Raw genomic sequence first — 25015 nt, forward strand, 5'->3', positions numbered from 1 at the left:
ACACTACCGCGAGTGCCCCGGAATACAACCGGCTCTACGGCAGCGGTCACACCCGCCCGAGCGCCGGGTCGCTGACCCCCGGGCGGCCGTTCTCGACATGTCCGGCGAATCGCCGCAGGAAGCCCGCGTCGCCGTCCGAGGTGACCGTCAGGTCGTACCACCGCCTGCTCGCGCCCAGGTCGAAGGTGTGCCGGACGATCGCGCCCGCCCACACCTTCACAGTCTGCGTCTTGCCGCCGTAGCCGTTGACGACCCTCAACTGCACCGTGCCGGAGCCCTTGTTGGTGAAGGTCAGCTCGACGTCGTCGCCGCAGTCGCGGGCGGTGACCTCGGGTCCGGCGCTCCTGCCGGGGCCCTTGAAGACGCGCAGGAAGCCGTTCGGGCCGTGCACGGTGAGGTCGTACGAGCCGTTCGAGTACGCCGAGTTCCAGGTGTCCGAGACGGTCTTGCCGGCCTCGGTGGTGTAACTCCAGGGCCCGTCCGTGCGGTTGGCGGAGGTGACCAGGAAGTTGGCGCCGGCCTTGGCGCCGGAGGCGAAGGAGAGCGTGAACTTCCCGGCCGCCGTGTCCGCCGAACCGTCCACCACCGACGCGTACTTGAGCGGGCGGGCCGGGCGCAGTCCGCGCTCCTGCTTCGGCAGCACGGGGTTGGCGGGCGGGGTCGGGACGTAGTCCGGGTGGCGGTTCTTGTCCGGCGGCTGGTAGCCGTCGGTGTCCGGCAGCGGGACCTTCTTGACGTCCTTGCGGGAGAAGTCGAAGGCGGTGGTCAGGTCGCCGCAGATCGCGCGCCGCCACGGCGAGATGTTGGGCTCGTGCACACCGAAGCGGCGCTCCATGAAGCGGATCACCGAGGTGTGGTCGAAGGTCTCCGAGCAGACGTAACCACCCTTGCTCCAGGGCGAGACGACGATCATCGGGACCCGCTGGCCGAGACCGTAGGGACCGGCGGGGTGACTGGCGTTGCCCGCGAAGAGGTCGGGGCCCACGTCGACGGTCGACTTGCCCTGCGCGGCAGAGCCAGGCGCGAACGGCGGCACCAGGTGGTCGAAGAAGCCGTCGTTCTCGTCGTAGGTGATGAACAGGGCCGTCTTCGCCCACACCTTGGGGTCGGAGGTCAGCGCGTCCAGGACCTGGGAGACGTACCAGGCACCGTAGTTGGCGGGCCAGTTGGGGTGCTCGGTGAAGGCCTCGGGGGCGACGACCCAGGAGATCTTCGGCAGCTTGCCGCCCTTGACGTCGGCCTTCAACTGGTCGAAGAAGCCCTCGCCCTTGGTGGCGTCGGTGCCGGTGCGGGCCTTGTCGTAGAGCGGGTCGCCGGGCTGGGCATTCTGGAACTGCTTGAAGTAGAGCAGCGAGTTGTCGCCGTAGTTGCCCCGGTAGGCGTCCTGGATCCAGCCCCAGCCGCCGGCCGCGTCGAGACCGTCGCCGACGTCCTGGTAGATCTTCCAGGAGACCCCGGCCTTCTCCAGGCGCTCGGGGTACGTCGTCCAGCTGTAGCCGGCCTCGTCGTTGCCGAGGACCGGGCCGCCGCCCTGGCCGTCGTTTCCGGTGTAACCCGTCCACAGGTAGTAGCGGTTGGGGTCCGTGGAGCCGATGAACGAGCAGTGGTACGCGTCGCAGATGGTGAAGGAATCGGCGAGCGCGTAGTGGAACGGGATGTCCTCGCGGGTCAGGTACGCCATCGTCGTGGAGCCCTTGGACGGCACCCACTTGTCGTACTTGCCGCCGTCGAACGCGGCGTGCCCGTCGTTCCAGCCGTGCGGGAGGTCCTGGATGAACTGGAGGCCCAGGTCGTCCGCCTCGGGGCGGAACGGGAGGATGTCCTTCGTGCCGTCCGACTGGTACCAGACCGGTTTGCCGTCCTGCCGGGTCACGACCGGACGCGGGTCGCCGAAGCCCCGGACACCTCTGAGCGAACCGAAGTAGTGGTCGAAGGACCGGTTCTCCTGCATCAGGACGACGATGTGCTCGACGTCCTCGATGCTTCCGGAACTGTGGTTCGCCGGGAGTGCGGCGGCCCGCTCGATGCTGTTCGACAGCGCGGTGAACGCCGTTGTGGCGCCCGCGAGTTGCAGAAAGCGACGCCGGTTGACTTCGGACATGGGTGAGGCACCTCTCATCCTGACGCGCGGCCGGCCGGAACATGGCGAAATGCGCGCGGTGCGAGTGTTCCAAGAGCAACAAACGTCAGGGAAGGGTCTGGTGGCGCCCATGTGAAACTCGCCCGTACGTGCGGGGCGGACGAAAGGGAGCGGATGAGTGGGAGCGAATCGTCACGCGGTCGCGAGGGCTTCCGTCGGAGTGAGCCGGGAGGCCCTGACCGAGGGGTAGACACCTGCGGCCATACCGATCAGCACGGCGCCGCCGAAGCCGCCCGCCACCGCCGGCAGCGGGATCACCGGCGGCCAGCCCTGGTAGGCGGCGTAACCGACGGTCGCCAGGACACCGAGGACCGTGCCCGCCAGGCCGCCGAGGCAGGACAGGGCCACCGACTCGGTGAGGAACTGCCCGCGGATCTGGCCCCTGTTGGCGCCCAGTGCCCGCCGCAGTCCGATCTCCCTGCGGCGTTCGAGGACCGAGATGACCATGGTGTTGGCCACCCCGATCCCGCCCACCAGGAGGGCCACTCCGGCGAGGCCGAGGAAGAGCGCGGAGAACGTCGTCTGCGTGGCGCGTTTCGCGGCGAGGGCGTCGGAGGGGCGGCTGACCTGCACCATGCCGGGGAGTTCGGGGTAGATGGTCGGGGCGAGCACATTGCGGACGGCGTCGATGCCGTCCTCCCTGGCCTTGACGTAGATGACGGTCGGGTGGCCGGTGAAGCCCAGTTGGGTGCGCGCGGCATCCCAGCCGACGAGGACCGCGCGGTCGATGTCGGGCGAGAGCGGGGTCTGCGCGAGGATGCCGATGACCGTGAACCAGCGGTGGTTGATATAGATCTGCGGAGCGGGCTGCCCCGGCACCACTTTCGCGATGCCCATCCGGGTGGCGGCCACCGAGCCGAGCACGGCCGTGGGGAACCGCTCGGTGGACGCGCTGAGGTAACGCCCGGACTGGACCTGGGCGTTGATCGCCGTGAGCAGGTTCGTCCTGCCGGCCAGGACGGCCAACCCCGCGTAGTCGTCGGCGTCGACGCGGTCGTTGCGGAACACCTCCGCGTGGGTGTTGGCGACCGCGCTGGCCACGGTGACGGGGCCGATCCGGCGGACCATGTCCACGGACTGGGGCGGGAGTTCGACCGGCGGGGTCTGGTTGGGCACGGGGACCGCCTGGAGCATGTTGGTGCCCAGCGCGGAGAGCCGGCTCATCAGCGCCTTCTGGCTGGACGCCGGGATCCCGGTCACCACGATCATCGTGGCGATTCCGATCGAGATGCCCAGCGCGGACAGCGCCGCCCGCATCCGGCGGGTGTGGATGCCGAGCAGCCCCAGGCGCAGGACGTCCAGCGGGGCCAGCCGTACCGGCCTGGTGTCGGCGACGGCCGGGGTGGCGGTCGGCTTCGGTGCGGTGGTGGTCATGACCGGCGTTCCCCATGGAGGTCGGTGAAGGTGTCCGTGCGGATGGCGAGGGTGTCGTCGGTGAGTTCGGCCATGTCGACGGCCTGGGTGTCCTCTCCCACGTTCGCGCCACGGACGTCGGCGACGAGCCCACCGTCACGGACGTCTGCGACCAGCCGACCGTCGATGATCTCCACCCTGCGGGGCAGCCGTGCGGCGATGTCCCGGTCGTGGGTGATGATCGCGATGGTGGTGCCCTCGTCGTTCAGGGTGGTCAACAGGTCCAGTACGGCACGGCCGTTAGCGGTGTCGAGGGCGCCGGTGGGTTCGTCCGCGAGGACCAGGGCCGGGCGGTTGACCAACGCCCGCGCTATGGCGACCCGTTGGCGTTCACCGCCGGAGAGCCGGCTCGGCAGATGCCCGGCACGGCGCGCGAGGCCCACCCGGGCCAGCGCCTCCCGGGCCAGCGGAGCGCGCTGCCGGCGCGGAACTCCCGCGTAGAGCAGGCCTGTTGCGACGTTCTCGGCAGCGGTTAGTCCGTCGGTGAGGTGGAACTGCTGGAACACGAAGCCGAGTTGGCGTCCGCGCAGCGCGGACAGCCTGCGGTCGGAGAGGGTGGCCACGTCGTGGCCGCCGATCTCCACGGTGCCGCTGGTCGGCCGGTCCAGGGTGCCCATGATGTTCAGCAGGGTCGACTTGCCGGACCCGGACGGGCCGACGATGGCGAGGAGTTCGCCCTCCTCGATGGCGAGCGAGACACCGTCCAGGGCCTTCACCCCGCCTGGATACTCCATGCCCGCGTCGATCACGGCCAGCACCGGTCGGCTCTTCACGAGGTCGTCTCCACCTTCATTCCGGCCGTGACACCGGCGCCGCTGATCTCGACGAGTCCCTTGGCGAACATGCCGGTCCTCACCGCGAGCAGCCGGCCGCCGGGCAGCTGGACGGCGTAGCCGCCCTCGCTCAGCGCCAGCAGCGCGCCGACCGGTACGGCGAGCACACCCTTGTGGCTCTCCGAGGTGAACGCCACCTGCACCGGAGCGGAGGTCAGCTTCCGGACCGCCCCGGTGTCGGGCACCGAGACGGTGACCGTGAGCTGCACGGGGGCCGAACCGCCGGTGTCGCCCTGGGAGTTGTCGGCGGAGGCGGCGGAACCGACCACGTCGATCGTGCCTTTGACGGTGGAGTTGTCCGGCAGGGTCACCGTGACCCGGTCGCCCCGGGACATCGTGCCGACCTGGGTCGCGTCGACCGGCACGGACACCTTCTTGACGGTCGAACTCACCGTCAGCAGGGACCCGGTGGCGTCGTCGCCGCTCTGCGCCTGCACCGCGCCGACCCGCACCTCGCCGGGCTGCACGGTCACGTCCCCGATGCCGAGCACTCCGGTGGCGGGCATCCCGGCATGGGCCTGCCAGCGCCGGATCGCGGCGATCAGGTCGGCGGTGAGCACTCCGTCGCCCTCCTTGACCTCGACCGAGGTCGCGGTGGGCGTGGGGGCGGGACTGGGTGCGGCACTCGCCGAGGGAGCGGCCGTACCGTCCGATGTGCCGCCGGACGTGCCGGTGTCGGCCGGGTGCTGAGTGACCCAGGTCCCCGCCCCCGGCTGGACCCCGATGTCGTAGCCGAGCTTCTTGAGGTTGTCGGCTACCACCCGGACGTCGGGCCCGGTGGTGCCCCGCGCGTTCAGGGTGCGGTAGAGGGGGGTGCCGCCGTAGAACACCGGCACGGGGACGTTGTCCACCTTGTACAGGGTGCGGCCGCGGGAGACCGTGGCTCCGGGGGCGGGGAGCCAGGTGACCAGTCCGGGCCTGGCGCCCTTGACCGGGGCCGCCCTGCTGTAGCCGAGGGTTCCGCTGAGGGTCTGGGCGTTGGAGAGGTCGGTCCTCGTCACCGTCGCGGTGCCGACCCGGGCCGAGTCGGCGGCCGTCGTGCTCGGTTTCGCGTCGCCGTCCTGCCACACGGTGACGCCGAGCGCGGTCGCCGTGACGCCGGCCAGGGCCACGGCCCCGATCGTGAGGCGGCGCCTGCCGCGCCGGGGGCGGGTGTCGTCGTCGCTGGTCGTCGTCACTTGTAGGCCTTCAGCCGGCAGTCGTGGTCGAGCGTCCCCTGCTGGGCCTCGGTCAGGGTGGGGCGGCCCTCGTAGTTCCAGCCGGAGCCGTCGGACAGACCCTTGACCTTCAGGCCGCCGTCGTTGAGGCACCGGATGTAGGTGCGGAAGTCGTCCATGTAGCGCGGGTTCTTCGCCGGGTCCAACTCCGGTGGCTGGAGCGGGAGTTTCGGAAGACAGGCCTTGCGCGCGGCGGAGGTGGTCCGGTCGGAGCCGCCTCCGGGGTACCACTGCTTCGAACCCGGCTTGTAGCCGCCCGGGGCACCGTGGTCGCGCAGGCAGTCCAAGTAGACGCCGGTCAGCCGGGTCTGCTCCGCCTCGGAGGTGTCCAGCCGCAGCTGGGGCCGGCCCGACTCGGCGGCGGCGCTCTCCGACGCCGTCGCAGCACTCGCCTTCGGCGTCTCGATGGAGGCGACGCCCTTGTCCGCGGCCACCGGCTTCCCGTCCCCGCCCGAACCTCCGCCGCAGGCGGACAGGAAGGCCAGCGCGGCTGTCGCGACCACGCCTGCCACCGCGGCGGAGCGCCTTCGATGAGTCAGTTTCGCCATGACGGCACCGTGGCCGGAGCTTATGAAGATCCTGTCAGGCCACCGTCAGACTTCTGTCTGATGTCGCGGCGGCGACCTTAGGGTGAGCGGCGTGAACGCATATGTCCTGGTGGCCGAGGACGACGTCAAACAGGCCGAGGTGATCCGCCGTTACCTGGACCGCGAGGGCCACTCCGCCCTGGTCGTCCACGACGGGCGCGCGGCGATCGACGAGGTACGGCGCCGCCAGCCGGACCTCCTCGTCCTCGACGTCATGATGCCGCTCGTCGACGGCCTGGACGTGTGCCGGGTGCTGCGCCGGGAGTGCGAGGTGCCCGTGCTGATGCTGACCGCGCGCAGCACCGAGGAGGATCTGCTGCTCGGCCTCGATCTCGGCGCCGACGACTACATGACGAAGCCGTACAGCCCGCGCGAGCTGATGGCCCGCATCCGCACCCTGCTGCGGCGCACCCGGGCTCCCCTCTCCGTGGACGATCCGGTGATCCGGATCGGCGCTCTCGCCGTCGACCCGGTCCGCCGTACCGTCGACCTCAACGGGCGCGAAGTGGTGTGCACACCCGGGGAGTTCGAGATCCTCGCGGCGATGGCCGCCGAACCGGAACGGGTCTTCACCCGCCGCCAACTCCTCGCCCTGACAAGGGGGTTCGACCGCTACATCACCGAACGGACCATCGACGTACACATCCTGAACCTGCGCAAGAAGATAGAGGCGGTCCCCCGCCAACCCGCCTATCTGCAGACCGTGTACGGCGTCGGCTACAAACTCGTCGACGGCAGCCGTGCGCACTGAGACGGAGAGCGGCGGCGAGGGGAGGCCCAGAACCCGGGTCCGGGCCAAAGTGCCCCTGCGCAGAAGCCTGTTGGTCCGTCTGCTGGCCACCTCCGTACTGATCGCCGTCTGTTCCGTCGCGGCCACCACCTGGCTGGCGGCGCGCACCACGAGCAGCGCCATCCAGCAGGAACAGGGCCAACTCCTGTCCTCCGACACGCAGATCTACGACACTCTCGTCGGCTACGCGGCCACACACCGCGACTGGACCGGCGTCTCCCCCGCCCTGCGCCGGCTCGCCGAGCGCACCGGACGCCGGATCACCCTGACCACACAGGGCCACCGCCCGCTCGCCACCTCGGCCGTCTCGGTCGCCGCCCTCCCCACCAGGGCGTCGGCGGTCGTCGACCCCCTGCACACCGACGCGGCCCTGCTGCCCGGCACCGCGGCGGACCGTATCGACCCGCGCGCCGTCGGCCCTTACCGGCTGACCGCGGCCGAGCGGAAGTCCCTGCACATCATGGCGGAGAAGATCCGCTACTGCATGGGAGGCCCCAGTGGCGTCGGCACCCTCGTCGAGGCGCCGAGCGGCCGAACCTCCCTCAGGTTCCCGGACGGCATGCTGGGCGGGACCGACAAGGAGTACGGCTGCGGCGCCGACCAGCTCTCCGCCCCCGTCCGGTCCGAGATCGGGCCGCTCACCCGGCTCAACAGCATGGTCAACGACTGTCTGGCGCAGCGGAACCAGCAGCCCGTGAAGGTCGGTCTCGACTTCGTCCTCAGCGTGTCGGGCGACACCGCAGCCGCCCAGTCCTGTGTCGACACCGCCCGTCGCGACCAGCTCACCCCCTATGTGGCACCGGCCGCGCTGCTCTACGTCACCACCCCGGCCGGTTCGACCGCAGCCCCCGGCTTCCGCTTCACCTCCGCCAACACCGCCCGTCTCGCCGGGGTCGCGGGTCTGGTACTGCTGGTCACCGTGGCCGTCACCGTCGTGGTCGGCACCCGGCTGGTGCGGCCGCTGCGCGCGCTGGCCGACGCGGCCCGCCGGCCGGTGCAGGAACACCAGCGGGTGCCGGTGACGACCAACGACGAGATCGGCTATCTCGCCGCCGCGTTCAACGACCTCGCCCAGCGCCGCGAACGCGTCGAGGGCCGGCGCAAGGCGATGGTCAGCGATGTCGCCCATGAACTGCGCACCCCGCTGAGCACCATCCGCGGCTGGCTGGAGGCCGTCCAGGACGGCATCGCCACCTCCGACCAGGCCCTCGTCGACTCCCTGCTGGAAGAGGCGCTGCTGCTCCAGCACATCGTCGACGACCTCCAGGACCTCGCCGAGGCCGACGCGGGCCAGCTGCGCGTCCACCCCGAACCGCTGCGCGTCCGCGACCTCCTCGACCAGGTCGCCACCGCCCACCAGGCCCGCGCCGACACCGCGGGCGTCTCCCTCACCACCCGCGTCGACGGCGACCCCGAGCTGTCGGGCGATCCCGTACGGCTGCGGCAGGTGGTCGGCAACCTGGTGTCCAACGCGCTACGGCACACCCCGTCCGGCGGCACAGTCACCCTGCGGGCCCGCCGGACCGGGGACCAGGTGGCGATCGAGGTCGCCGACACCGGTACCGGCATCCCGGCCGAGGACCTGCCGCGCGTCTTCGACCGCTTCTGGCGCGCCGAGAAGTCCCGCAACCGCCGCACCGGCGGCAGCGGCCTCGGGCTGGCCATCGTCCGCCGCCTGACGGAGGCGCACGGCGGGACGGTGACGGTGGCCAGCACGGTCGGCGCCGGCACGGTCTTCACCGTCCGCCTGCCGGTGTGAGCCCCTGGTTCACGAACCCTTTTCCCCTACGACCCTCAGCGAGCGGCGGACGGGGGTGGCAGGCGCAGTCCGGCGAGGTCCGGCGGGACCGGGGTGTCGGGGCGGAAGAAGGGGGCCGCGGGGCCGTCCAGGGCGGTGGCGGGGGCGTCGGTGAGCCGGAACCGGTCGCGCAGCCTGCCGTAGAAGTCGGTGGGGCGCAGCCGGATCAGGCGGACGCGCTGCGGGGCGCGGAAGACGCCGATCCAGTCGCCGGGGTCCAGGACGCCGCGGAGTTGGCCGTCGACGCTGACGGCGGCCTGTCCGGAGTGGGGCAGCACCCGCAGGCCCACGGGTTCGTCGGGGGCGGCGACGACGCTGCGGTCGAAGGTCATGTGCGGGGCGATGGGCGTGAAGACGAGAGCGTCCATGTGCGGTGAGAGGACGGGTCCGCCGGCGGCGAAGCTGTAGGCCGTGGACCCGGTGGGGGTGGCGACGGCCAGGGCGTCGGCCGAGTAGCTCGCCAGCAGCCCGCCGGCCAGGTAGACGCCGACGCTGACCTGCCGGTCGCGGGCTAGTTTCTCCAGGACCACGTCGTTGAGGGCGGTGACGTCCAGCGCGCAGCCCCAGCCGCCGCCCTCCGTGGTCTCGGGCCTGACCTGCGGCGGCGGCAGCATCGGACCGCGGCCGTAGCGCAGCAGGGCCTCCATCTCCTCGGGGATGTCCAGGGGGCGGGAGGCGCGCATGGTCAGTGTCATGCGTTCCTCCACGATGGCCCGTCCCTCGTGCACGGCGTCGAGCGCGTCGCCGATGTCGCAGGCCGGCACCTCGGTGAGGAAGCCGACCTTGCCGAGGTCGACGCCGAGGACGTCGGCCCCGCTCCTGACGGCGATCCGGGCCCCGCGCAGGAAGGTGCCGTCGCCGCCGAGGGTGACGACGAGGTCGGGGCTGCCCGCGGCCTCGGACTCCTCGCGTCCGGCGCGACGGTGCTGGTCCTTGGCCCACACGTCGATCTCCGTGCAGCGGACGCCGTGCGCCTCGCTCCACGCGTGCACGTCACGCGCCGCGTCCCGGGCGGTGGACCGTCCCTGATGGACGACGAGACCGATACGACGTACGGGCATGGGGTCCTCCGTGCAGTGGGATCGGGCGTCAGCGATGCAGAGTTCGTCGGCAAGGTACTGCCAGCAGGCTCCGCCGCGCGGCGTGGCGCCCTGAAGGGGCGCGGGGCTGTATCGACATGCGGCTCCGCCGCGTGGGCGCGACCAGCCCCCACCGGCCCGCACCCAAGACTCAACGGATCGGCATCCTCGACCTGGGCTCGGCACCCAGCGCCCGCAGTGTCTCGAAGGCCGCCGCGGTCGGGCTCGCGGGTTCGGCCTGATAGACGACGAGCTGCTGGTGCGGAGCGCCGTTGACCGTGAACGTGGCGAACGCGATGTGCAGATCGCCGACGTCCGGGTGCCTGAGGTGCTTGCCGCCCTCCTGGGACTTGGACGGACCCACCGACTTGAACGGCTTCCCGACCATGAAGAAGTGCACCGCCGGTCCGCCATCAGGAGCCTGGAGCGATTTCGGCGGCAAGGGTTCGCGGTACATGGACGACGTGGGCGCCTGGCAGACGGTGGAACCCTTGCTCGACTTCGCCACGACGGCCCTGCCGGCCTTCGCCCTGACGGCGCAGGACGACGAGTGAGCAGGCCTTGAGTCTCTGAGTCTCCTCAAGTCGCTTGGCGGGCACGGGATGTGACGGCCATCCTGTCCCCCATGACAGGAATTATGGGACTGGGCAAGAAGAACACTGCCGTACTGACCGTCCGAGACGCGGACGTGATCGCGGCGGCCCTGCGTGAGGCACTGGTCGAGGCCTCGCCCGAGGAGCGCCCCGGCCTGGAACGCTCCATCGCGCTCGTCGAGTCCACGGCGGCCGCCGACGAAGGCCGACTGCGGGCTCGTTGGGTCCGGTCCCGACTGACCGCCGCCGGCTTCGCCGGGGACCTCGGCTCGGTCGCGGCGGTGCGGGCGCTGCGACAGGCGGAACCGGGGCTGAGCCTGCTGGCGGCGGTGCAGCTCCAGAAGGAGGCGGTGGCGCATCCGGAGTGATCCGGCGGCCCCGACACACGGTGAGGCGGAGGCCGCCGGAGGTGTCGGACCGCTCAGGACGTGAGGTAGCAGGATTTGCTCACGTTCGGCAGCGGATCGGAGCCGAAGGCCGCCGTCGTGCAGCTCGTACCGCCGCTGAAGGTCTTGTAGAGGAAGCGGCCCCGGGCGCCGTAGGCGACGGTCTGCTGTCCGCTGAAGGCACAAGTGCCGCCTTCCGCCGCGCAGTTGGTGGCGTAGCCGACCGGGCCGCCGATGGCGGTGTAACAGGCCTTCGACTCACCGGAGATGGGGTCGCCGAAGGTGCCGTCGGTGCACGCTGTGTCACCCGTCGCGGTGGCCGTGGTGAACGCTCCGTAGGCGCCGTACATCACCGGCTGTCCCGCCACCGCCGCACAAGTCCCGTTCTGGTCAGCGCACTTGGTCCAGCCACCGGCCGGGGCGCCGGCGGGCGGCAGATAGCAGGACTTGGCGACACCGTCGATGGGATCGCCGAAGTGGGCGTTGGAGCAGTCGACGGAGCCGTTGGTGACCTGGTGGACGAAGTTGCCGTTGGCTCCGTAGGCGACGTCACGGTTGTAGCCGGGCACGGAGCAGGTGCCGCCCTCGGCAGCGCAGGCGGTGTAGCCGGGCGGGCCGCCCGCATCGGCGACGTAGCAGGACTTGACGAGGTTCGCGGCCGGGTCGCCGCCGAAGGAGTCGTTGGAGCAGGCGGTGCTGCCGGTCGCGGTCTTGTAGGTGTACGTTCCGGCGCCGTAGGCCACCGAGCGGGTACCGCTGAAGGAGCAGGTGCCGCCCTCGCCCGCGCACCGGGTGTAGCCCGCGCGCAGGGCGCCGGTGCCGGGTTCGGCGGGCGGTGCCGGGTTGCCGAGGCCGGTGGCGGAGACGGTGTAGCTGCCGGGGGCGACGCCGGTGAGGTAGACGTAGGTGTCGTCCTGGCTGCCGCCGGTGATGCCGGAGGTCGGCGTGAAGGTTCCGTTGCTCCAGACGGTCGCGCCGTTCACGGTCACCGTGATGGTGCCACCGAGTTTCGGGACGCCGATCCGGCCGGTGCTGCCGGACGGGCTGGAGAGGGTGGCCGAGTAGGTGCCGGCCGACGGGTCGCGGGACCAGGAGGCGTTGATCGCGCCCTGGGGCGTGGTGATGCGGCCCTGGGCACTGGTCAGGTCGCCGGGGTGCGGCACGAAACGGTAGGCGCCTGTTGACGACTCGGGCGCGGTGCCGAGCACGTCGAAGGTGAGCGTGGAGGTGGGCGCGGTGGACCAGCCGTGGGCGAGGCTCATGAACGAACCGCCGTACGCGAGGCCTCCGTCGGCCTTGACGCCCTCCCAGAACGTGCTGTTGGTGCCGATGTCGCTGTCGAGCATGTGGCCCCAGGTGCGGCGGATCTGGTCCAGGGCGGTGTAGTCGTTATTGGCGGTGAAGCGCGCGTTCAGCTCCATGCCGCCGGCGAACGGCGAGACGTTGCCGCCCCATTCGGGCGTGGTGGGGCCGTAGCTGCCCCAGTTGTTGCCGAGCCCCGCGACGATGCTCTTCGACTTGGCCGTGGAGTCGCTCAACCCGTACCAGACGGCGAGGGAGTTGCCGTCCTGCGGGTGGAGGGCGCTGGTCGGGTTGTCCTTGTACATGCCCTTCGAGGCGTCCCACAGCAGGGAGTTGGCCGCGGCCTTGATGGCATCGGCTTTGCTGTTCCAGCTCGCGGCGAGCGCGCTGTCGCCCTCGACCGTGGCGAGGGTCGCGCCGCCCCTGAGGGCGCCGTACAGCAGCGCGTTGGCGGAGATGTTCTCGCCGCCCTGGCCGACCCGGGCCCAGTCCTGGGTGCGGGTCACGTCGAGCAGGTTGTTGCCGTCGATCTTGTCGGTGATGAAGGCCATCCCCCGCTTGTAGTTGGACCATTCGGAGTCCAGCCACGCCCGGTCGGCGGTGTACGTGTAGTACGTGGACGTCCCCAGCAGCGTCCAGGTGTGGTACGTGTCCGAGCCGGTGAGGTTGAACGGTGGCCCGGACCAAGGGATTTCACCCGCGGCCGACTGCGCGTCGTACATCGTGGTGAGCGCGTTGCGGGTCGAGGTGAGGTCGTTCGAGTACGCGTACTGCGTGGGGACGGCGATGCCCATGTCGCCGGGCCACACCGTACGGTCGCGCTTCGCGCCGTCGACCAGTACGGAGTCCCCGACGCCGACGGTGGCGCTGTTGTCCCACGCCGAGGTGGGCGGCGGCCAGGCGCGGCCCTGGTTGGAGGCGATGGTGTTCAACTGCACGGTGTACGCCCCGGCGTACCAGATGCGGTTGAGCAACTCGTCGCTTGACGTGAAGTAGTTGGCGTAGTCGGCCGGGTTGGTCTTCCCCGGGGCCGCGGTGAAGTCGAGGCTGACGCCCTTGAGGTCGACCCAGCCCGAGCTGTCCAGGAAGACGGTCAAGTAGCGGAAACCGCCCCGGAGTTGAGCGGTGGGCATGGTGTACGTGCCGTTCGCGCTCGGCGTGGCGTAGAGGGCGCCGTCCTCGCCGTCGCGGCCACTGCTGCGGTCGCTGTTGTTGCCCACGTACAGGGACGACTCGCTGAAGGCCAGTCCGACGCGTTGACCGGTGGAGCTGGCACTGCCGAATGACAACGTTACCAAGCCGCCGACCTCTTTCCCGAAGTCGAGCGTGACGGCGGACTGCGAGCCGGAGATCCGGGTCGCCTGTCCGTTCAGCACGTTCGTCGGGTTCGCGACGCTGCCGAAGGTGCGGTAGACGGCGGTCGGCGTGAGGGTGCGCGAGGTCGGCGAGTAGTTCACGGCGTCAAGTGCCGCCTTGGGGGCGGATGTTGCGGCCGTCGGTGCCGCCCCGGCGGACAGCGCCGGGGGCACGGCCAGCGCGGCGGCCACCACCACGGTGAGCCCGACTAGGCGCCCTGGTCTGGGCTTTCGGTTCAGCGCTGGCCTGCGACGGCGCATGAGTGCCTCCCGGATCGGTGGGGGAATCAGCCGCTCAACTGGACAACCAGGCTTGGTGAATCGATTCAATTCGATCGATCACGGAGGCCTGGAGCTGGAGGAGCGACGGGTGCGCGAGATGACTCGCCGAAGTTCGCACCGATGATGGGTGCCGGGAGAGCGGGTGTCAACCCATCGCGAGAGCCTTCAACTCCCCGCTAAAAAGCGCGCCTTACGACATTGACAGGGCCAGACCAAGCCGGTTCACTGCGTCGAGTGCGGGTAGAGGTATGGACCTTTAATCCAGGGCTGAATCCATTCACACCCGGCGTCCCCCATCGTGAAATCGAGGCGAGTTCCCGGTGTCCCTTCACGGCTTCGACATCGTTGTCAGACCACGGTTCTTCAACTTTCTCCTGAGCTTTCTCCTGACGGCCGCCCTGGCGTTCGTGGTGCTCGTCCCGGCCGCGACGCCGGCGTCCGCCGCAACGCAGGTGTGTGTCCTGGCCTGTGACACGCTGGACCCTTCGCAGGCCAGGCAGGAAACGTTTCCAGTGCCGGACAGGATTCTCAACGGCCGGCGTGTGCAACTCCATGTGTCCGACGCGGACGACATGGCGTGGGCCAGTATCGACAACGGCTCGACCGGTGACGCGGTCTGGTTGGACCGTTCCTGGGACGGCGGCGCCACCTGGGACGGACTGCTCGGCAAGGCGAGCATCCCGAGTACTTGGACCGGTACCAGGACGCTGATGTACAACATCACCGACCCGCGCAACCACAGGCGCGGCCTGGTCCGGGCCTGCGGCGACGCGGCCGGCGTGGGCTGCACGAACTGGGTCTACCCCACTGTCTGCGACACCCTCTGCGACGGCACGAGCGCGGACCGGGCGGCGGGCGACGACCAGCCGGTGCCGTCAACCACCTTGTACGGCCGCACGATCCGGCTGCACGTCGACCAGAAGAACGCGATGGCCTGGGCGAGCATCGACACGGGCGGCGCCGGCGACGAGATCTGGTTGGACCGTTCCTGGGACGGCGGCGCGACCTGGCCGGACGGCTCCTCACTCGGCCGTACCAGCACCCCGTCCGGGGCCACGACCACCCGCACCACGATGTACGCCACCCGCGATCCGCGCGGTCTCCTCTACGGCGGCGCGGTCCGCGCCTGCGGCCGGGAGGCGAGCCACAACGAGGGCAGCTGCACCGCGTGGTACCGGCCCGTGCCGAGCAGGGCACGCGCTGCGGCGGACGCGCTGATGACGTCGTACGACCCCTACAACGGCTGGTGGCCCAGCAGTTGGTGGAACTCGGCGGCCACCCTCACCTCCGTCATCGACTTCGCTAGGACGACCGGCACGCACGACTACGACTGGATCATCGCCCGCACCTTCGACCAGAACAAGGGTGTTTTCCCGGCCGGGACGCGCAGTTCGGACGCGATCGAGGGGGACTTCATCAGCCGGTCCATCGACGACTCGGGCTGGTGGGCCATCGCGTGGATCGACGCGTACGACTACACGCACGACGCGCGCTATCTCAACGAGGCCGTCACCATCGCCAACTACGTACAGCAGTACTGGGACACCAGCACCTGCGGCGGCGGGGTGTGGTGGGACCGTGAGAAGACCTACAAGAACGCGGTGACCAACGGGCAGTACCTGTGGCTGACCACCGCGCTGCACCAGCGGATCCCGGGGGACACCGTGTGGCTGCAGCGGGCGCAGACCTCGGCCGCCTGGTACAGGGCGAGCGGGATGATCAACTCCTCGGGTCTGGTCAACGACGGACTGTCCTCGTCCTGCGCCAACAACGGCTCCACCGTGTGGAGTTACAACCAGGGACTGGCCATCGGCGCCTTCACGGAGCTGTGGAAGTCGACCGGGGACAGCTCGCTGCTGACCACCGCGAAGACCCTGGCGGACGCCGCGATCAGCAGCTCGCAGCTGACCGTCGGCGGGGTGCTCACCGAGTCCTGCGACGTCGGCTCGGCGTCCTGCGACGACAACCAGAAGCAGTTCAAGGGCATCTTCATGCGGAACTTCGCCGACCTCGCGAACGTGACTGGATCCAGCACCTACCGCGCCTACATCCAGGAACAGGCCGACACGCTGTGGGCGCAGGACCGGTCCAACCTCAACGCGCTCGGGGAACGCTGGGCGGGCACCGGTCCGAACCAGACCGACTGGCGGACGCAGGCCGGCGCGCTCGGGGCGCTGACCGCCGCGGCGGGCTGAGCCGGCGCGCAGGGTGGGTGCGGGACACCTGGGTGACGGCGGCCTGGTTGCGTCCCTGGGGCGCGACCAGGCTTGCCACGCAGGAGCCACCCACGGGCATAGTGCTGCCCACGGGCTCGGTACTGCCCACGGGCATGGTGCTGCTGGACACGTCGGCTCCTGAAAGGTCGGTCGGCTGGTGGCGTCTCGACGCCAGGTTTGCGAGGATGGATCGGTCCAACACATGGTTCTACTCGAATCGATCGGCCAGACGGATGGATGGATGGATGGATGGACAAACGGATGGCTGGGCAGATGGACGGATGAGGCCATGGACCTGCGTCACCTGAAGTACTTCCTCGCCGTCGCCGAGACCCTCAACTTCACGCAGGCGGCGGCCAGTTGCTACGTCGCCCAGTCCGCGCTGAGCCAGCAGATCGCCCGGCTGGAGAAGGACGTGGGCGCCCAACTGTTCAGCCGCACCAGCCGTTCCGTACGGCTCACGGCCGCCGGGGAACTCCTGGAACCGCTGGCCCGTCGCGTCCTCGCCGACGTCGACAACGCTCAGGCCGCCCTCGACGCGCTGTCCGGGCTGCGGCGCGGGCGGCTGCGTCTTGGACTGGTCCAGACGCGCGCCTCCTCCGTCGACCTGGTCGAGGTGATGGCCGACTACCACGCCCGCTACCCGGGCATCGACTTCCATGTGACCAACGCGCCCAGCGCGCAGATGGCCACGTCGGTCCTGGCCGGTGACCTCGACATCGCGGTCGTGGGCCTTGGACCGCGCCAAGTACCGGAAGGGCTCGACCACCTGGTGGTGGCCGTGGACCCGCTGATGCTGATCGTGCCGGCCGGTCACGCCCTGGCCGACCGTGACACCGTCGACCTCGCGGACCTCCCGGAGAGCCACCAGCTGATCCAGTTCACCCGGGGCAGCGGGCTGCGCCGCCAGGTGGAGGCGGCCTTCGCGCGCGCCGGGGTGGAACCCGGCCAGCACTTCCAGGTCGGCCAGATCCACGACATGATCCGGCTGGCCGCGCGGGGCAACGGCGTGACCGTCGTACCGCGCTCGTCCGTGTTCACCGACGCCGCGCCGGGCAGTGACCCCCAGGACTCCCTGCCGTACGGCGCCCGCGCGCTCCGGGTCGCCGACGAGGCGGCCGTCCACACAATCTGCGCGGTCCACGACAGCAAGCGGCTGGCTCCGGCCGCCGCCGCGTTCCTCGAGGTGGTGGAGCGGCACGCGGTCAGCGGGCGGGGCGATCAATCGGCGTAGCAGATCGCTGCGTCCGCATCCACATGTTGGACGGAACGCTCCTGTCGGGCGAGGCTCGTGGGGAAGCCCGAGAGCCCGCGAAAGGGAGCACTGCCATGTCTGCCGTACTGCGGGACGCCTGGTCCACGATCGTCCCGGACATGAAGGACCGGCACGGTCCGCTCCCTCCGCTCATGCTCGCGCTGACCGTGGTGACCGGGCTCGTGGACGCTTTCAGCTATCTCGTCCTGGGCCATGTCTTCGTCGCCAATATGACCGGCAACGTCGTCTTCTCCGGCTTCGCGATCGCCGGCGCGGCCGGTTTCTCGCTGGTCGCCTCCCTCGCCGCGCTGGCCGCGTTCGCCGCCGGCGCCCTGCTCGGCGGCCGGCTCGCCCACTGGGCGGGTGCCCACCGGGGACGGGTCCTGCACCTGGCGCTGCTGCTGGAGACGGCCCTGGTCCTGGCGGCGTACGTCGTCGCGCAGACCACGGACACCGCGCACGCGAGTGGAACGGTCCAATACGCCTTGATCGCGCTCCTCGGCCTGGCGATGGGCGTGCAGAACGCCACCGCCCGCGCCCTGGCCGTACCCGACCTGACCACGACCGTGCTGACGCTCACCATCACCGGAGTGGCGGCGGACAGCCGGCTCGCGGGCGGCAAGGGCAGCAAGATCGGCCGTCGGCTGCTGTCGGCGGCGGCGATGTTCGCGGGCGGTCTGGCCGGCGCCGTGACGGTCGAGCACGGCGGCCGGGCCCTGCCTCTGCTGTTCGCCGCGCTGCTGCTGGTCGCGGCCTCCGCCACCGCGTTCGCGCTGACCCGCTCCGACGCCTCGTGGACGAAGCCGCTGTGAGCGCGAGCCGCCGCACGCTGCACTCGGCTCTTCTCGAACTCGCCCTGACAGCACTGATGTTGTTCATCGTGGCCACCACGGTCCGCTGGCTGCTGGGCACCCTCGACCCGGCGGCCGACGACTGGTGGAACGTTCCAGAGGGCCGCCTCCTCGCCGTGGCCCCGCTCTCCGGCTACACGGTCACCGCCGTCATGCTCTCCCCCTGGGGCAGGGTGACCGGAGGCCACGTCAACCCGGCGATCACCCTCGCGATGTGGCGCTACGGCCGCACATCGGGCCGCGATGTCGCGCCGTTCATCGCGGGACTACTGATCGGTTCCCTCCTCGGCATCGCGGCCGGACGACTGGTGTGGGGCCCGGTGTTCGCCTCCCCCGCCGTGGACTTCGCCGTCATCCGCCCGGCTCCCGGCTGGAGTTGGGCAGCAGTGACCGTCGTCGAGGCCGCCACGATGTTCGCCATCGTCGCCGTCGCCGGAATCGGTCTCTCCAGTCGAAGACTCGGCCCGTTCACCCCCTGGGCCGTCGGCACGATGATCACCGCCCAGATCCTCGCCTTCGGCACCCTGTCGGGCGGAATCGCCAATCCTGCAAGGGAGTTCGGCCCGGCGCTGTTCTCCGGAGACCTCTCCCTCCTGCCGGTCTACCTCCTCGCTCCGCCGTTCGGGGCTCTCACGGCGACGGTCGTGATCAACGGCATCGCCACCCACCGCCGTACGACAGCACAGACGCCGACCGCCGAGCCCCATCGCACTTCCCGCCCGTGATCCCGGTCCACAACCAACGCGAGCACGACGAACCGCTCGACCACTTGCGCCGGGGCGACACCACCCAGGCCCGTATCGCGCGGAGCACCATGTCCTCGACGCCGACGAGGCGTTGGCCGACTGGCTGCGCACCCCTGCCGGAGCCCGACCCTGAAACGTCCGGCCCGGCCCGCCGGCTCGGCCCCGGTCGAGCAGTGACACTGCGGCCAGGGCTCCGACCGGAAGATGCGCCGGGTTCGCGGGACAGCGGCAGCGGGCAGCGAACCGCGCCTCAAGGACTGGAACGGTCCCGCGTCACACCCGCCTCGTGCGGCCTTCGATGTGGTCGAGCATCGTGTCCAGCGCCACCTCCAACGGCCTGACCTGGCGTTGCAGTTGGGTGAGCAGCAGTCCGCCCTGGAGTGCGGCGAGCGTGGCGAGGGCGAGGTCGTCGGGATCGGCGTCGAGTTCACCGCGGTCGTACATCGCCCGGAGACCGCCGCGGATCGCCGACTCCCAGCGCAGGAAGCCGCTGGCCGCGGCGAGCCGCGCCTCGGGGTTGGTCTCGGCGATCTCGCTGCCGAGGGAGCCGATCGGGCAGCCGCCGCGGCACTGCATCCGGAGTTGGTACTCCACCAGCGCGTCCCGCCACTGCCGTAGCCCCTTCATGGTGTCGAGCCCGCCGAAGAGCGGTTTCTGCATGTCCAGCACCGCCTCGGTCTGGAACTCGATCACGGCCAGCAGCAGTTCCTGCTTGTCGGCGAAGTAGTGGTAGATCTGCGAGCCGCTCACCCCGGCGGCTGCCCGCACATCCTCCAGCGTCGCCTCGGTCACGCCCCGCTCGTACATGAGCTGCGCGGCGGCGGCGACGATCCGGCGCCGGGTCTCCTGTCCCTTGCGGGTGAGCTTCTTCTCGGCGGGCCGCCGCACCTCGGTACTCATACCCACGACGCTAGCAGATTCTGGATTGGACAACCCATTTTTCTCGAACCATTCTGGGTCACCCAATCCATTCCGGCCGCCACCTGCGGCCGGACTTCCGGAAGGACCCGGCATGGAACTCTCCGACAAGGTCGCCCTCGTCACCGGTTCGACGGGCGGCATCGGCGCCGAAACGGCGCGGTTGATGGCCGAGGCCGGCGCCGAGGTCGTCGTCTCCGGCCGCAACGCCGAGCGCGGGGCCGCGACCGTACGGTCGATCACGGACACCGGCGGCCGGGCGCGCTTCGTCGCCGCCGACCTCACCGACCCGGCCGCGCTGCGCCACCTCGCCGAAGCGGCCGGCCCCGTCGACATCCTGGTCAACAACGCCGCGATCTTCCCGGGTTCGCCGACCGTGGACCAGGACCCCGCGACGCTCGACGAGACCCTCGCGGCCAACGTCCGCGCCCCGTACCTCCTCACCGCGGCCCTGGTTCCCGCCATGATCGCCAAGGGCTCCGGCAGCATCGTCAACGTCAGCAGCATGGCTGCCAGGATCGGCATGCCCGGACTGTCCGTCTACGGCGCCACCAAGGCCGCGCTGGAGTCGCTGACGCGCACCTGGGCCGCCGAGTTCAGTCCGGCCGGCGTGCGCGTGAACGCCGTCGCACCAGGTCCCACGCGGACCGACATGGTCCTGGCCACCTTCGGCGAGGAGGGTGCCGAGCAGGTCGCGAAGACCACCGTGCTCGGCCGGCTCGCGAGCCCGCGCGAGATCGCCGAGGTCATCCTCTTCCTCGCCTCGGACCGCGCGAGCTACCTCACCGGCACCACCCTCGCGGCCGACGCCGGACGGACCGCCGTCTAGTACCGCGACCACGTTGGTCCACCGGGTTCGTGGAGTAGCGACTTCGAGAGGGCGTCCGGCCCAGCGGCCGCCCTCTCGCCGCGGATGCGAGCAGTTGGCGGCGTTGAGCAGCCAGTACGTCGGGACGGCGGGAGCACGGACCCGGCATCCCGGCGCTACGCCGCCCACCGAACCCCCGCCACTCGACAGCCGGGTGAACTGTCGGCCCGCGGTCCCGGGCGGCGATCGCTGTCATCGGACTGGCGGGCGTGTCTCGACAGGGGCCTTGCCGCACAGGGCACCGTCACCGTTCCGACCGCCCACCGGCCCGACATCGGCCATCAGCCCCGTGCCGAACGAGGAGCCGCGTGACCATCACCGGCCTGCCCCAGCCGATTCTGCCCGCACAGTCTGAAAAGCCACTGGCAGAGGAGGTGATCCTTGAGGTGGACACCCACAAGGACGTGCATGTCGCCGCCGTGGTCACCGTGCTGGAGGTGCTTCTGGCTCACCAGGAGTTCCCGGTCACCACTACCGGATACCGCCAACTTCTTGTCCGGGCAGGCTCGTTCGGCACCCTGAGCCGAGCCGGTGTGGAGTGCACCGGTTCCTACGGAGCCGCCCTGGCCGACTTCCTGAGCCGGGAGAACATCCACGTCGTCGAGGTCAACCAGCACGACCGCGCCCTGCGCCGCAGGCACGGCAAGACCGACGCCGTCGCCGCAGCGGCCGCGGCCCGCGCGCTGCGGGGCCGCCCCGTCACGGTCGGCCCGGGCGCCGTGAGGCAACCCCGGTCCGTCACCCCGGTGCGGCGTCAACCAGCCTGTGGAATGGCGCTGTTGGTGATCGACGCCCGACCCATATCGTTACCTCATGTGGTCATATGCGGTGTGGGGACTGGTCGGTGCCTCCCTGTACAGATGTCTCATCGTCCGGGCTGCCCTCCTGCGCGACGAAGACCCGTTCACACACCGGTACGGGCGGTGGGACTACCCCGACGGGCCCGGCGCCGGCGCCCTCGTCGCAGGCCTGTGCCTGCACGCGCTCCTGGGCGCGGCGGTCGGTTGCACGGCGGCGACTTGGGCCGGCGCGGCGGGGGCGGCGAATGCGGTCAGGTCCCTGATCGCACTGGTCCTGGGGGTCGTCACCCCGATCGTGCTCAAGCCGGCCGGCCGGCTCGCGCTCCGGATCCTGATACCCGATGCCCTGGACGGGGGAACGGAGATACGGCTGACCGACCGCCGGTACTGGTACACGCCGCCCGGTCACCCTCCCGTGGCCGCCGACGGACCGTACCCGTGGGCCGACGAACTGGCCCGGCGCATCCGCGCGCAGGAGGTGGCCCGGCCGGTCAACCTGAAAGGCGCCCACCTCAACGGGGCGGACCTGACCGGGGTGGACCTGCCCTGGGTCTACGCGCAACTGGGCACACTGCCGGGGGTGTGCCTTCGGGAGGCGAACCTGTCCCGGAGCTTCTTCTACGTGGCGAATCTGATCGGCGCCGACCTGACGCGGGCTCGTCTGGACCGCGCGGAGCTGGGCTCGGCGAGGCTGGTCCGGGCACGGTTGACGGAGGCCGACCTGACCGGAGCTCACCTGACGCACGCGAACCTGCTGGACGCGGACCTCGCGGGAGCACGGCTGCGCGGAGCGGACCTGGGCGGGGCGGTGCTCGTCCGGGCGAACCTCACCGGTGCCGACCTGACCGGGGCGTGTCTTGAACGGGCCGACCTGACGGGTGCCGACCTGAGCGGCGCGGAGCTGACGGGCGCGAACCTGGCCGGGGCGCGGTGGACCTCGGAGACCGTCTGGCCCATCGGGCCGGCCGCCCGGATACGGGACGATTCGGAGCAGCTCTTCGATGACGTGTACCGCGTGCACGGCTGGTCGCCCGGACCCTACAAGTCCAAGGAGAAGAGTCAACCTCCTTTCTTCCAACGGCTGTTGATCGCCTTCTGCGATGCCGCCCCGGCGTTCCGGCCGCTTCGCGCCGGTGACGTCGGCCACGGCAAGGAGACGCGGGCCGTCCGGCCCGCCAGACCCGTCGGGCGGGCTGGCCTCAGGAGTGCGCTGAAGTCCGGCACGGCCGTTTCCCTGTCAGGCGCGCAGCTGCACGGTATCGATCTCGTGGGCGTGAGCCTCGCCGGAACGGACCTCAGCCGGGCCGACCTCACGAAAGCGATCCTGACGGGCGCCGACCTGAGCCGGACCGACCTGACCCGGACACGCCTGACGCAGGCGAACCTGTCGGGAGCCAATCTGAAGGGCGCGAACCTGGCTGGAGCGAACACCGTGAGCGCGGACATGACGGGGGCGATCCTTACCGGCGCGAACCTGGCCGACGTCTATCTGATGGGCGCGAAACTGTCCGGCGCCCGCCTGACCCGTACGAACCTGACCGGCGCCCTGTTCTCGGGAACGAAGTTGACCGGGGCCGACCTGACCGACTCCGACCTCACCGATATCGCCCTGGACAAGGCGGACCTGCGCGGCGCGAAGCTCCTGCGGGCCCAGCTGACCTCCGCCAACCTGAGCGAGGCCGACCTGACCAAGGCCATCCTCACCGAAGCCGACCTGACCCGCGCCCATCTCTTCGCCGCGGACTTTTCCCAGGCCCGGATGATCAGGGCCAGGCTCACTCTGGCCTTTCTGTACAAAGCGAAGCTGACGGGCGCCGACCTCACCCACGCGGACCTGGCCGGAGCCGACCTGACCGGAGCGCGCCTCAGAGGGGCCAAGCTGGTTGGGGCCCGGCTGCGCGGCGCGGACCTGGCCGGGGCCGACCTGAGTGGAGCCCGCACCGACGGCGCCGACTTCGCAGAAGCGGTCTGGTCCAGCACGACCAAGTGGCCCGGCACAATCGCCGGGACTATCCGGGATCGCTCCGAAACGGCCCCCGACGGCACCTTCCGCGTACGCACCACCACCCCCGGCAAGCACCACTCCCCCCGCGCGGGAACCTCCGAACCGTAGACCGAAGCCGTCCAAGAACCTCCGCACCCAGTTCGACCCACTCCACTTCCCCACCGCGCCGGCTGCCACTCCGGCCCACCGTCGCGGTACCGACCGGCCGTCACGCCGATTTCCGGTACCCCGTGCGACACCCGTCTGTGATGTCGACGTGGTCGAAACGGCTGCGCGGATACGTGGGTTCTCGCGTCCGGAGGACGAAGACGGACGCTGGATGCTGCTCTGGCTGCCACCGGACGACACCGCGTGCGGCTTGCCTCAGCAGGTGATGGGTCTTGAAGCCGGCCAGGAATTCGGGCGTCATGATGATGCCACCTCGCGGGTCTCGCCGGTCAGCCGCAGGAGAAGCTCCCGAAGCAGCTGAAGCAAGGGACCGTCAACTGCGCACACGGCATGAGCGTGACGCTCCGACGAAACGGCAGTTGGGCCCTGCCCATGGTGCGTACGCGCCGCAGACAGGGCCCAACTCGCGAGAAATACAGCTCAGATCAAGCCGGCCGCCCGCACATCCGGCTAGTCCGCCTCGAAGCGGGCCAGGGCCACGCTCAACCTGCCCTTCTGCAACGGCCATTCGTCCGCCGAACCCGCCACCAGGACCGCGTACTGCGCGCCGTTGGGTGCCGTGAAGGCGTAATCCACCACCTGTCTGCGCTGGTTCAGCGTCTTGTTGTCGTAGGCGTAGACGAGTTCCGCCGCGTCCTGGCCCGGCGCGGTCGCCGACGCCGTGACCTGCTCCAGGCTCAACTCCTCGTAACCCGGCACCTCACCTCTGCGTCTCTTCGACGTGGACTGGAGCGCTTCGTACGGCGTGCCGGTCGGGTTGGCGACCTGGTAGATCTGGAGCAGGTCCCGGTCGCCGTCGATCGTGTAGAAGACGCCGGTCGTGCGCTCGTCGCGCTGCCAGTCGTCGGGCACGGCGATGGTGAAGCCCGCGGGGTCGTGGACCACCCGGTAGCCGACGGGCACGGTGGCTTCGACCGAGGGCGAGTCCGTGGCGGACGGCGACACGGAGGCCGTCGTGCTGTCATCGGTCGACGGCGAGCCACTCGGCACCACCGTCCCCTGACCGCTCTTGTCGTCATGGGAGTCCTGGGAGTTCCGGGAGCCCGACGTCATCTGGATCGTCACCAGGGTCACCACAACGGCGGCCACCAGGGCCCCGGCACCCGCCGTCCACCACGTGCGGTGACGGCGTCCGCCCCACTCCCGCGCCGGACGGCGGGCAGGCGGACATGACGGCGGCCATGCGCCGTCCGGGGCATCCGGATCGGTCACCGGCTGCCCGGCCGTGCCGGGGCCGCGGCCCAGTTCCACGACCGGCTCGTGCGCCGGGCGGACCGGAGGCGGCGCGGAGGTGCGGGCCGCGGACGTCTCGCTCTCACCGTCCTCCCAGTCCTGCGTGTCCTCGTTCCAGTACGGTTGTCCACCGCCCCTCATGGGCTGCTCCTCCCCCGCTCAACTGCCTTTCCCTACCGC

19 protein-coding genes and 1 pseudogene are annotated in these 25015 nt (G+C 70.6%); 10 read left to right on the forward strand and 10 right to left on the reverse strand.

Annotation, left to right across the window (positions count from 1 at the left end):
* Positions 1 to 46: 46 nt before the first annotated feature.
* The 5 genes from ACQHII_RS07535 to ACQHII_RS07555 all read right to left on the reverse strand — a co-directional run bounded on the left by ACQHII_RS07535 (position 47) and on the right by ACQHII_RS07555 (position 6151).
* Positions 47 to 2101, reverse strand: a complete 2055-nt coding sequence (locus tag ACQHII_RS07535) for a phosphocholine-specific phospholipase C (RefSeq protein ID WP_427918511.1) — start codon at positions 2099 to 2101, stop codon at positions 47 to 49.
* 171 nt (positions 2102 to 2272) lie between these two features.
* On the reverse strand, positions 2273 to 3514 hold the full coding sequence (locus ACQHII_RS07540; RefSeq protein ID WP_427918512.1) for an ABC transporter permease: 1242 nt from the start codon (positions 3512 to 3514) through the stop codon (positions 2273 to 2275).
* Entirely contained in the window at positions 3511 to 4287 is a 777-nt protein-coding gene (locus ACQHII_RS07545) for an ABC transporter ATP-binding protein (RefSeq protein ID WP_427925249.1), read from the reverse strand. Before ACQHII_RS07545 ends, ACQHII_RS07540 begins: the two co-directional genes overlap by 4 nt.
* A 35-nt stretch (positions 4288 to 4322) precedes the next feature.
* Complete coding sequence (locus ACQHII_RS07550) at positions 4323 to 5564, reverse strand: hypothetical protein (protein WP_427918513.1); 1242 nt, start codon at positions 5562 to 5564, stop codon at positions 4323 to 4325.
* Positions 5561 to 6151 (reverse strand): hypothetical protein, encoded by a 591-nt coding sequence (locus ACQHII_RS07555; RefSeq protein ID WP_427918514.1) that lies wholly within the window; start codon positions 6149 to 6151, stop codon positions 5561 to 5563. Before ACQHII_RS07555 ends, ACQHII_RS07550 begins: the two co-directional genes overlap by 4 nt.
* A 91-nt stretch (positions 6152 to 6242) precedes the next feature.
* Between ACQHII_RS07555 and ACQHII_RS07560 the strand changes: the two genes are divergently transcribed.
* Together ACQHII_RS07560 and ACQHII_RS07565 are read left to right on the forward strand one after the other, a co-directional pair.
* Positions 6243 to 6941: a response regulator transcription factor gene (locus ACQHII_RS07560; protein ID WP_427918515.1), complete on the forward strand. Its 699-nt coding sequence runs from the start codon at positions 6243 to 6245 to the stop codon at positions 6939 to 6941.
* Positions 6942 to 6990: 49 nt separating this feature from the next.
* Complete coding sequence (locus ACQHII_RS07565; RefSeq protein WP_427918516.1) at positions 6991 to 8739, forward strand: sensor histidine kinase; 1749 nt, start codon at positions 6991 to 6993, stop codon at positions 8737 to 8739.
* 35 nt (positions 8740 to 8774) lie between these two features.
* Here the strand turns inward: ACQHII_RS07565 and ACQHII_RS07570 are convergent, their stop codons facing one another.
* Complete coding sequence (locus ACQHII_RS07570; protein WP_427918517.1) at positions 8775 to 9839, reverse strand: NAD(+)/NADH kinase; 1065 nt, start codon at positions 9837 to 9839, stop codon at positions 8775 to 8777.
* A 169-nt stretch (positions 9840 to 10008) separates the two neighbouring features.
* A complete protein-coding gene (locus ACQHII_RS07575) occupies positions 10009 to 10299 on the reverse strand; it encodes a hypothetical protein (protein ID WP_427918518.1) in 291 nt (96 codons plus the stop codon).
* A gap of 183 nt (positions 10300 to 10482) precedes the next feature.
* Here ACQHII_RS07575 and ACQHII_RS07580 point away from each other — a divergent pair, with 183 nt between their 5' ends.
* A complete protein-coding gene (locus ACQHII_RS07580) occupies positions 10483 to 10818 on the forward strand; it encodes a hypothetical protein (protein WP_427918519.1) in 336 nt (111 codons plus the stop codon).
* A gap of 53 nt (positions 10819 to 10871) precedes the next feature.
* Here ACQHII_RS07580 and ACQHII_RS07585 read toward each other — a convergent pair whose 3' ends face one another.
* Positions 10872 to 13754, reverse strand: a complete 2883-nt coding sequence (locus ACQHII_RS07585) for an MGH1-like glycoside hydrolase domain-containing protein (RefSeq protein ID WP_427918520.1) — start codon at positions 13752 to 13754, stop codon at positions 10872 to 10874.
* Between the two features lie 341 nt (positions 13755 to 14095).
* On the opposite strand from ACQHII_RS07585, the gene ACQHII_RS07590 reads away from it, so the two are divergent.
* The 4 genes from ACQHII_RS07590 to ACQHII_RS07605 all read left to right on the forward strand — a co-directional run bounded on the left by ACQHII_RS07590 (position 14096) and on the right by ACQHII_RS07605 (position 18822).
* The gene (locus ACQHII_RS07590; RefSeq protein WP_427918521.1) at positions 14096 to 15970 is read left to right on the forward strand and encodes a glycoside hydrolase family 76 protein; all 1875 of its coding nucleotides are present in this window, start codon (positions 14096 to 14098) and stop codon (positions 15968 to 15970) included.
* A 310-nt stretch (positions 15971 to 16280) separates the two neighbouring features.
* Positions 16281 to 17225 carry a LysR family transcriptional regulator gene (locus ACQHII_RS07595; protein ID WP_427918522.1) on the forward strand — a complete coding sequence of 315 codons (945 nt, stop codon included), beginning with the start codon at positions 16281 to 16283 and terminating at the stop codon, positions 17223 to 17225.
* Positions 17226 to 17320: 95 nt separating this feature from the next.
* Positions 17321 to 18058 (forward strand): YoaK family protein, encoded by a 738-nt coding sequence (locus ACQHII_RS07600; protein WP_427918523.1) that lies wholly within the window; start codon positions 17321 to 17323, stop codon positions 18056 to 18058.
* Positions 18055 to 18822 (forward strand): MIP/aquaporin family protein, encoded by a 768-nt coding sequence (locus tag ACQHII_RS07605; protein WP_427918524.1) that lies wholly within the window; start codon positions 18055 to 18057, stop codon positions 18820 to 18822. Before ACQHII_RS07600 ends, ACQHII_RS07605 begins: the two co-directional genes overlap by 4 nt.
* A gap of 294 nt (positions 18823 to 19116) precedes the next feature.
* Here the strand turns inward: ACQHII_RS07605 and ACQHII_RS07610 are convergent, their stop codons facing one another.
* On the reverse strand, positions 19117 to 19743 hold the full coding sequence (locus ACQHII_RS07610; RefSeq protein WP_427918525.1) for a TetR/AcrR family transcriptional regulator: 627 nt from the start codon (positions 19741 to 19743) through the stop codon (positions 19117 to 19119).
* Positions 19744 to 19855: 112 nt separating this feature from the next.
* Between ACQHII_RS07610 and ACQHII_RS07615 the strand changes: the two genes are divergently transcribed.
* From ACQHII_RS07615 to ACQHII_RS07625, 3 genes and pseudogenes are all read left to right on the forward strand, one after another.
* On the forward strand, positions 19856 to 20590 hold the full coding sequence (locus ACQHII_RS07615; RefSeq protein ID WP_427918526.1) for an SDR family NAD(P)-dependent oxidoreductase: 735 nt from the start codon (positions 19856 to 19858) through the stop codon (positions 20588 to 20590).
* A 476-nt stretch (positions 20591 to 21066) separates the two neighbouring features.
* Positions 21067 to 21282, forward strand: a pseudogene (locus ACQHII_RS07620) (IS110 family transposase); the annotation flags it as partial.
* Positions 21283 to 21442: 160 nt separating this feature from the next.
* The gene (locus ACQHII_RS07625) at positions 21443 to 23542 is read left to right on the forward strand and encodes a pentapeptide repeat-containing protein (protein ID WP_427918527.1); all 2100 of its coding nucleotides are present in this window, start codon (positions 21443 to 21445) and stop codon (positions 23540 to 23542) included.
* A 510-nt stretch (positions 23543 to 24052) separates the two neighbouring features.
* Here ACQHII_RS07625 and ACQHII_RS07630 read toward each other — a convergent pair.
* On the reverse strand, positions 24053 to 24976 hold the full coding sequence (locus ACQHII_RS07630; protein ID WP_427918528.1) for a hypothetical protein: 924 nt from the start codon (positions 24974 to 24976) through the stop codon (positions 24053 to 24055).
* Between the last annotated feature and the right edge of the window lie 39 nt (positions 24977 to 25015).

Source organism: Streptomyces sp. cg40 (genome assembly GCF_050320165.1).
Lineage (GTDB): Bacteria > Actinomycetota > Actinomycetes > Streptomycetales > Streptomycetaceae > Streptomyces > Streptomyces hokutonensis.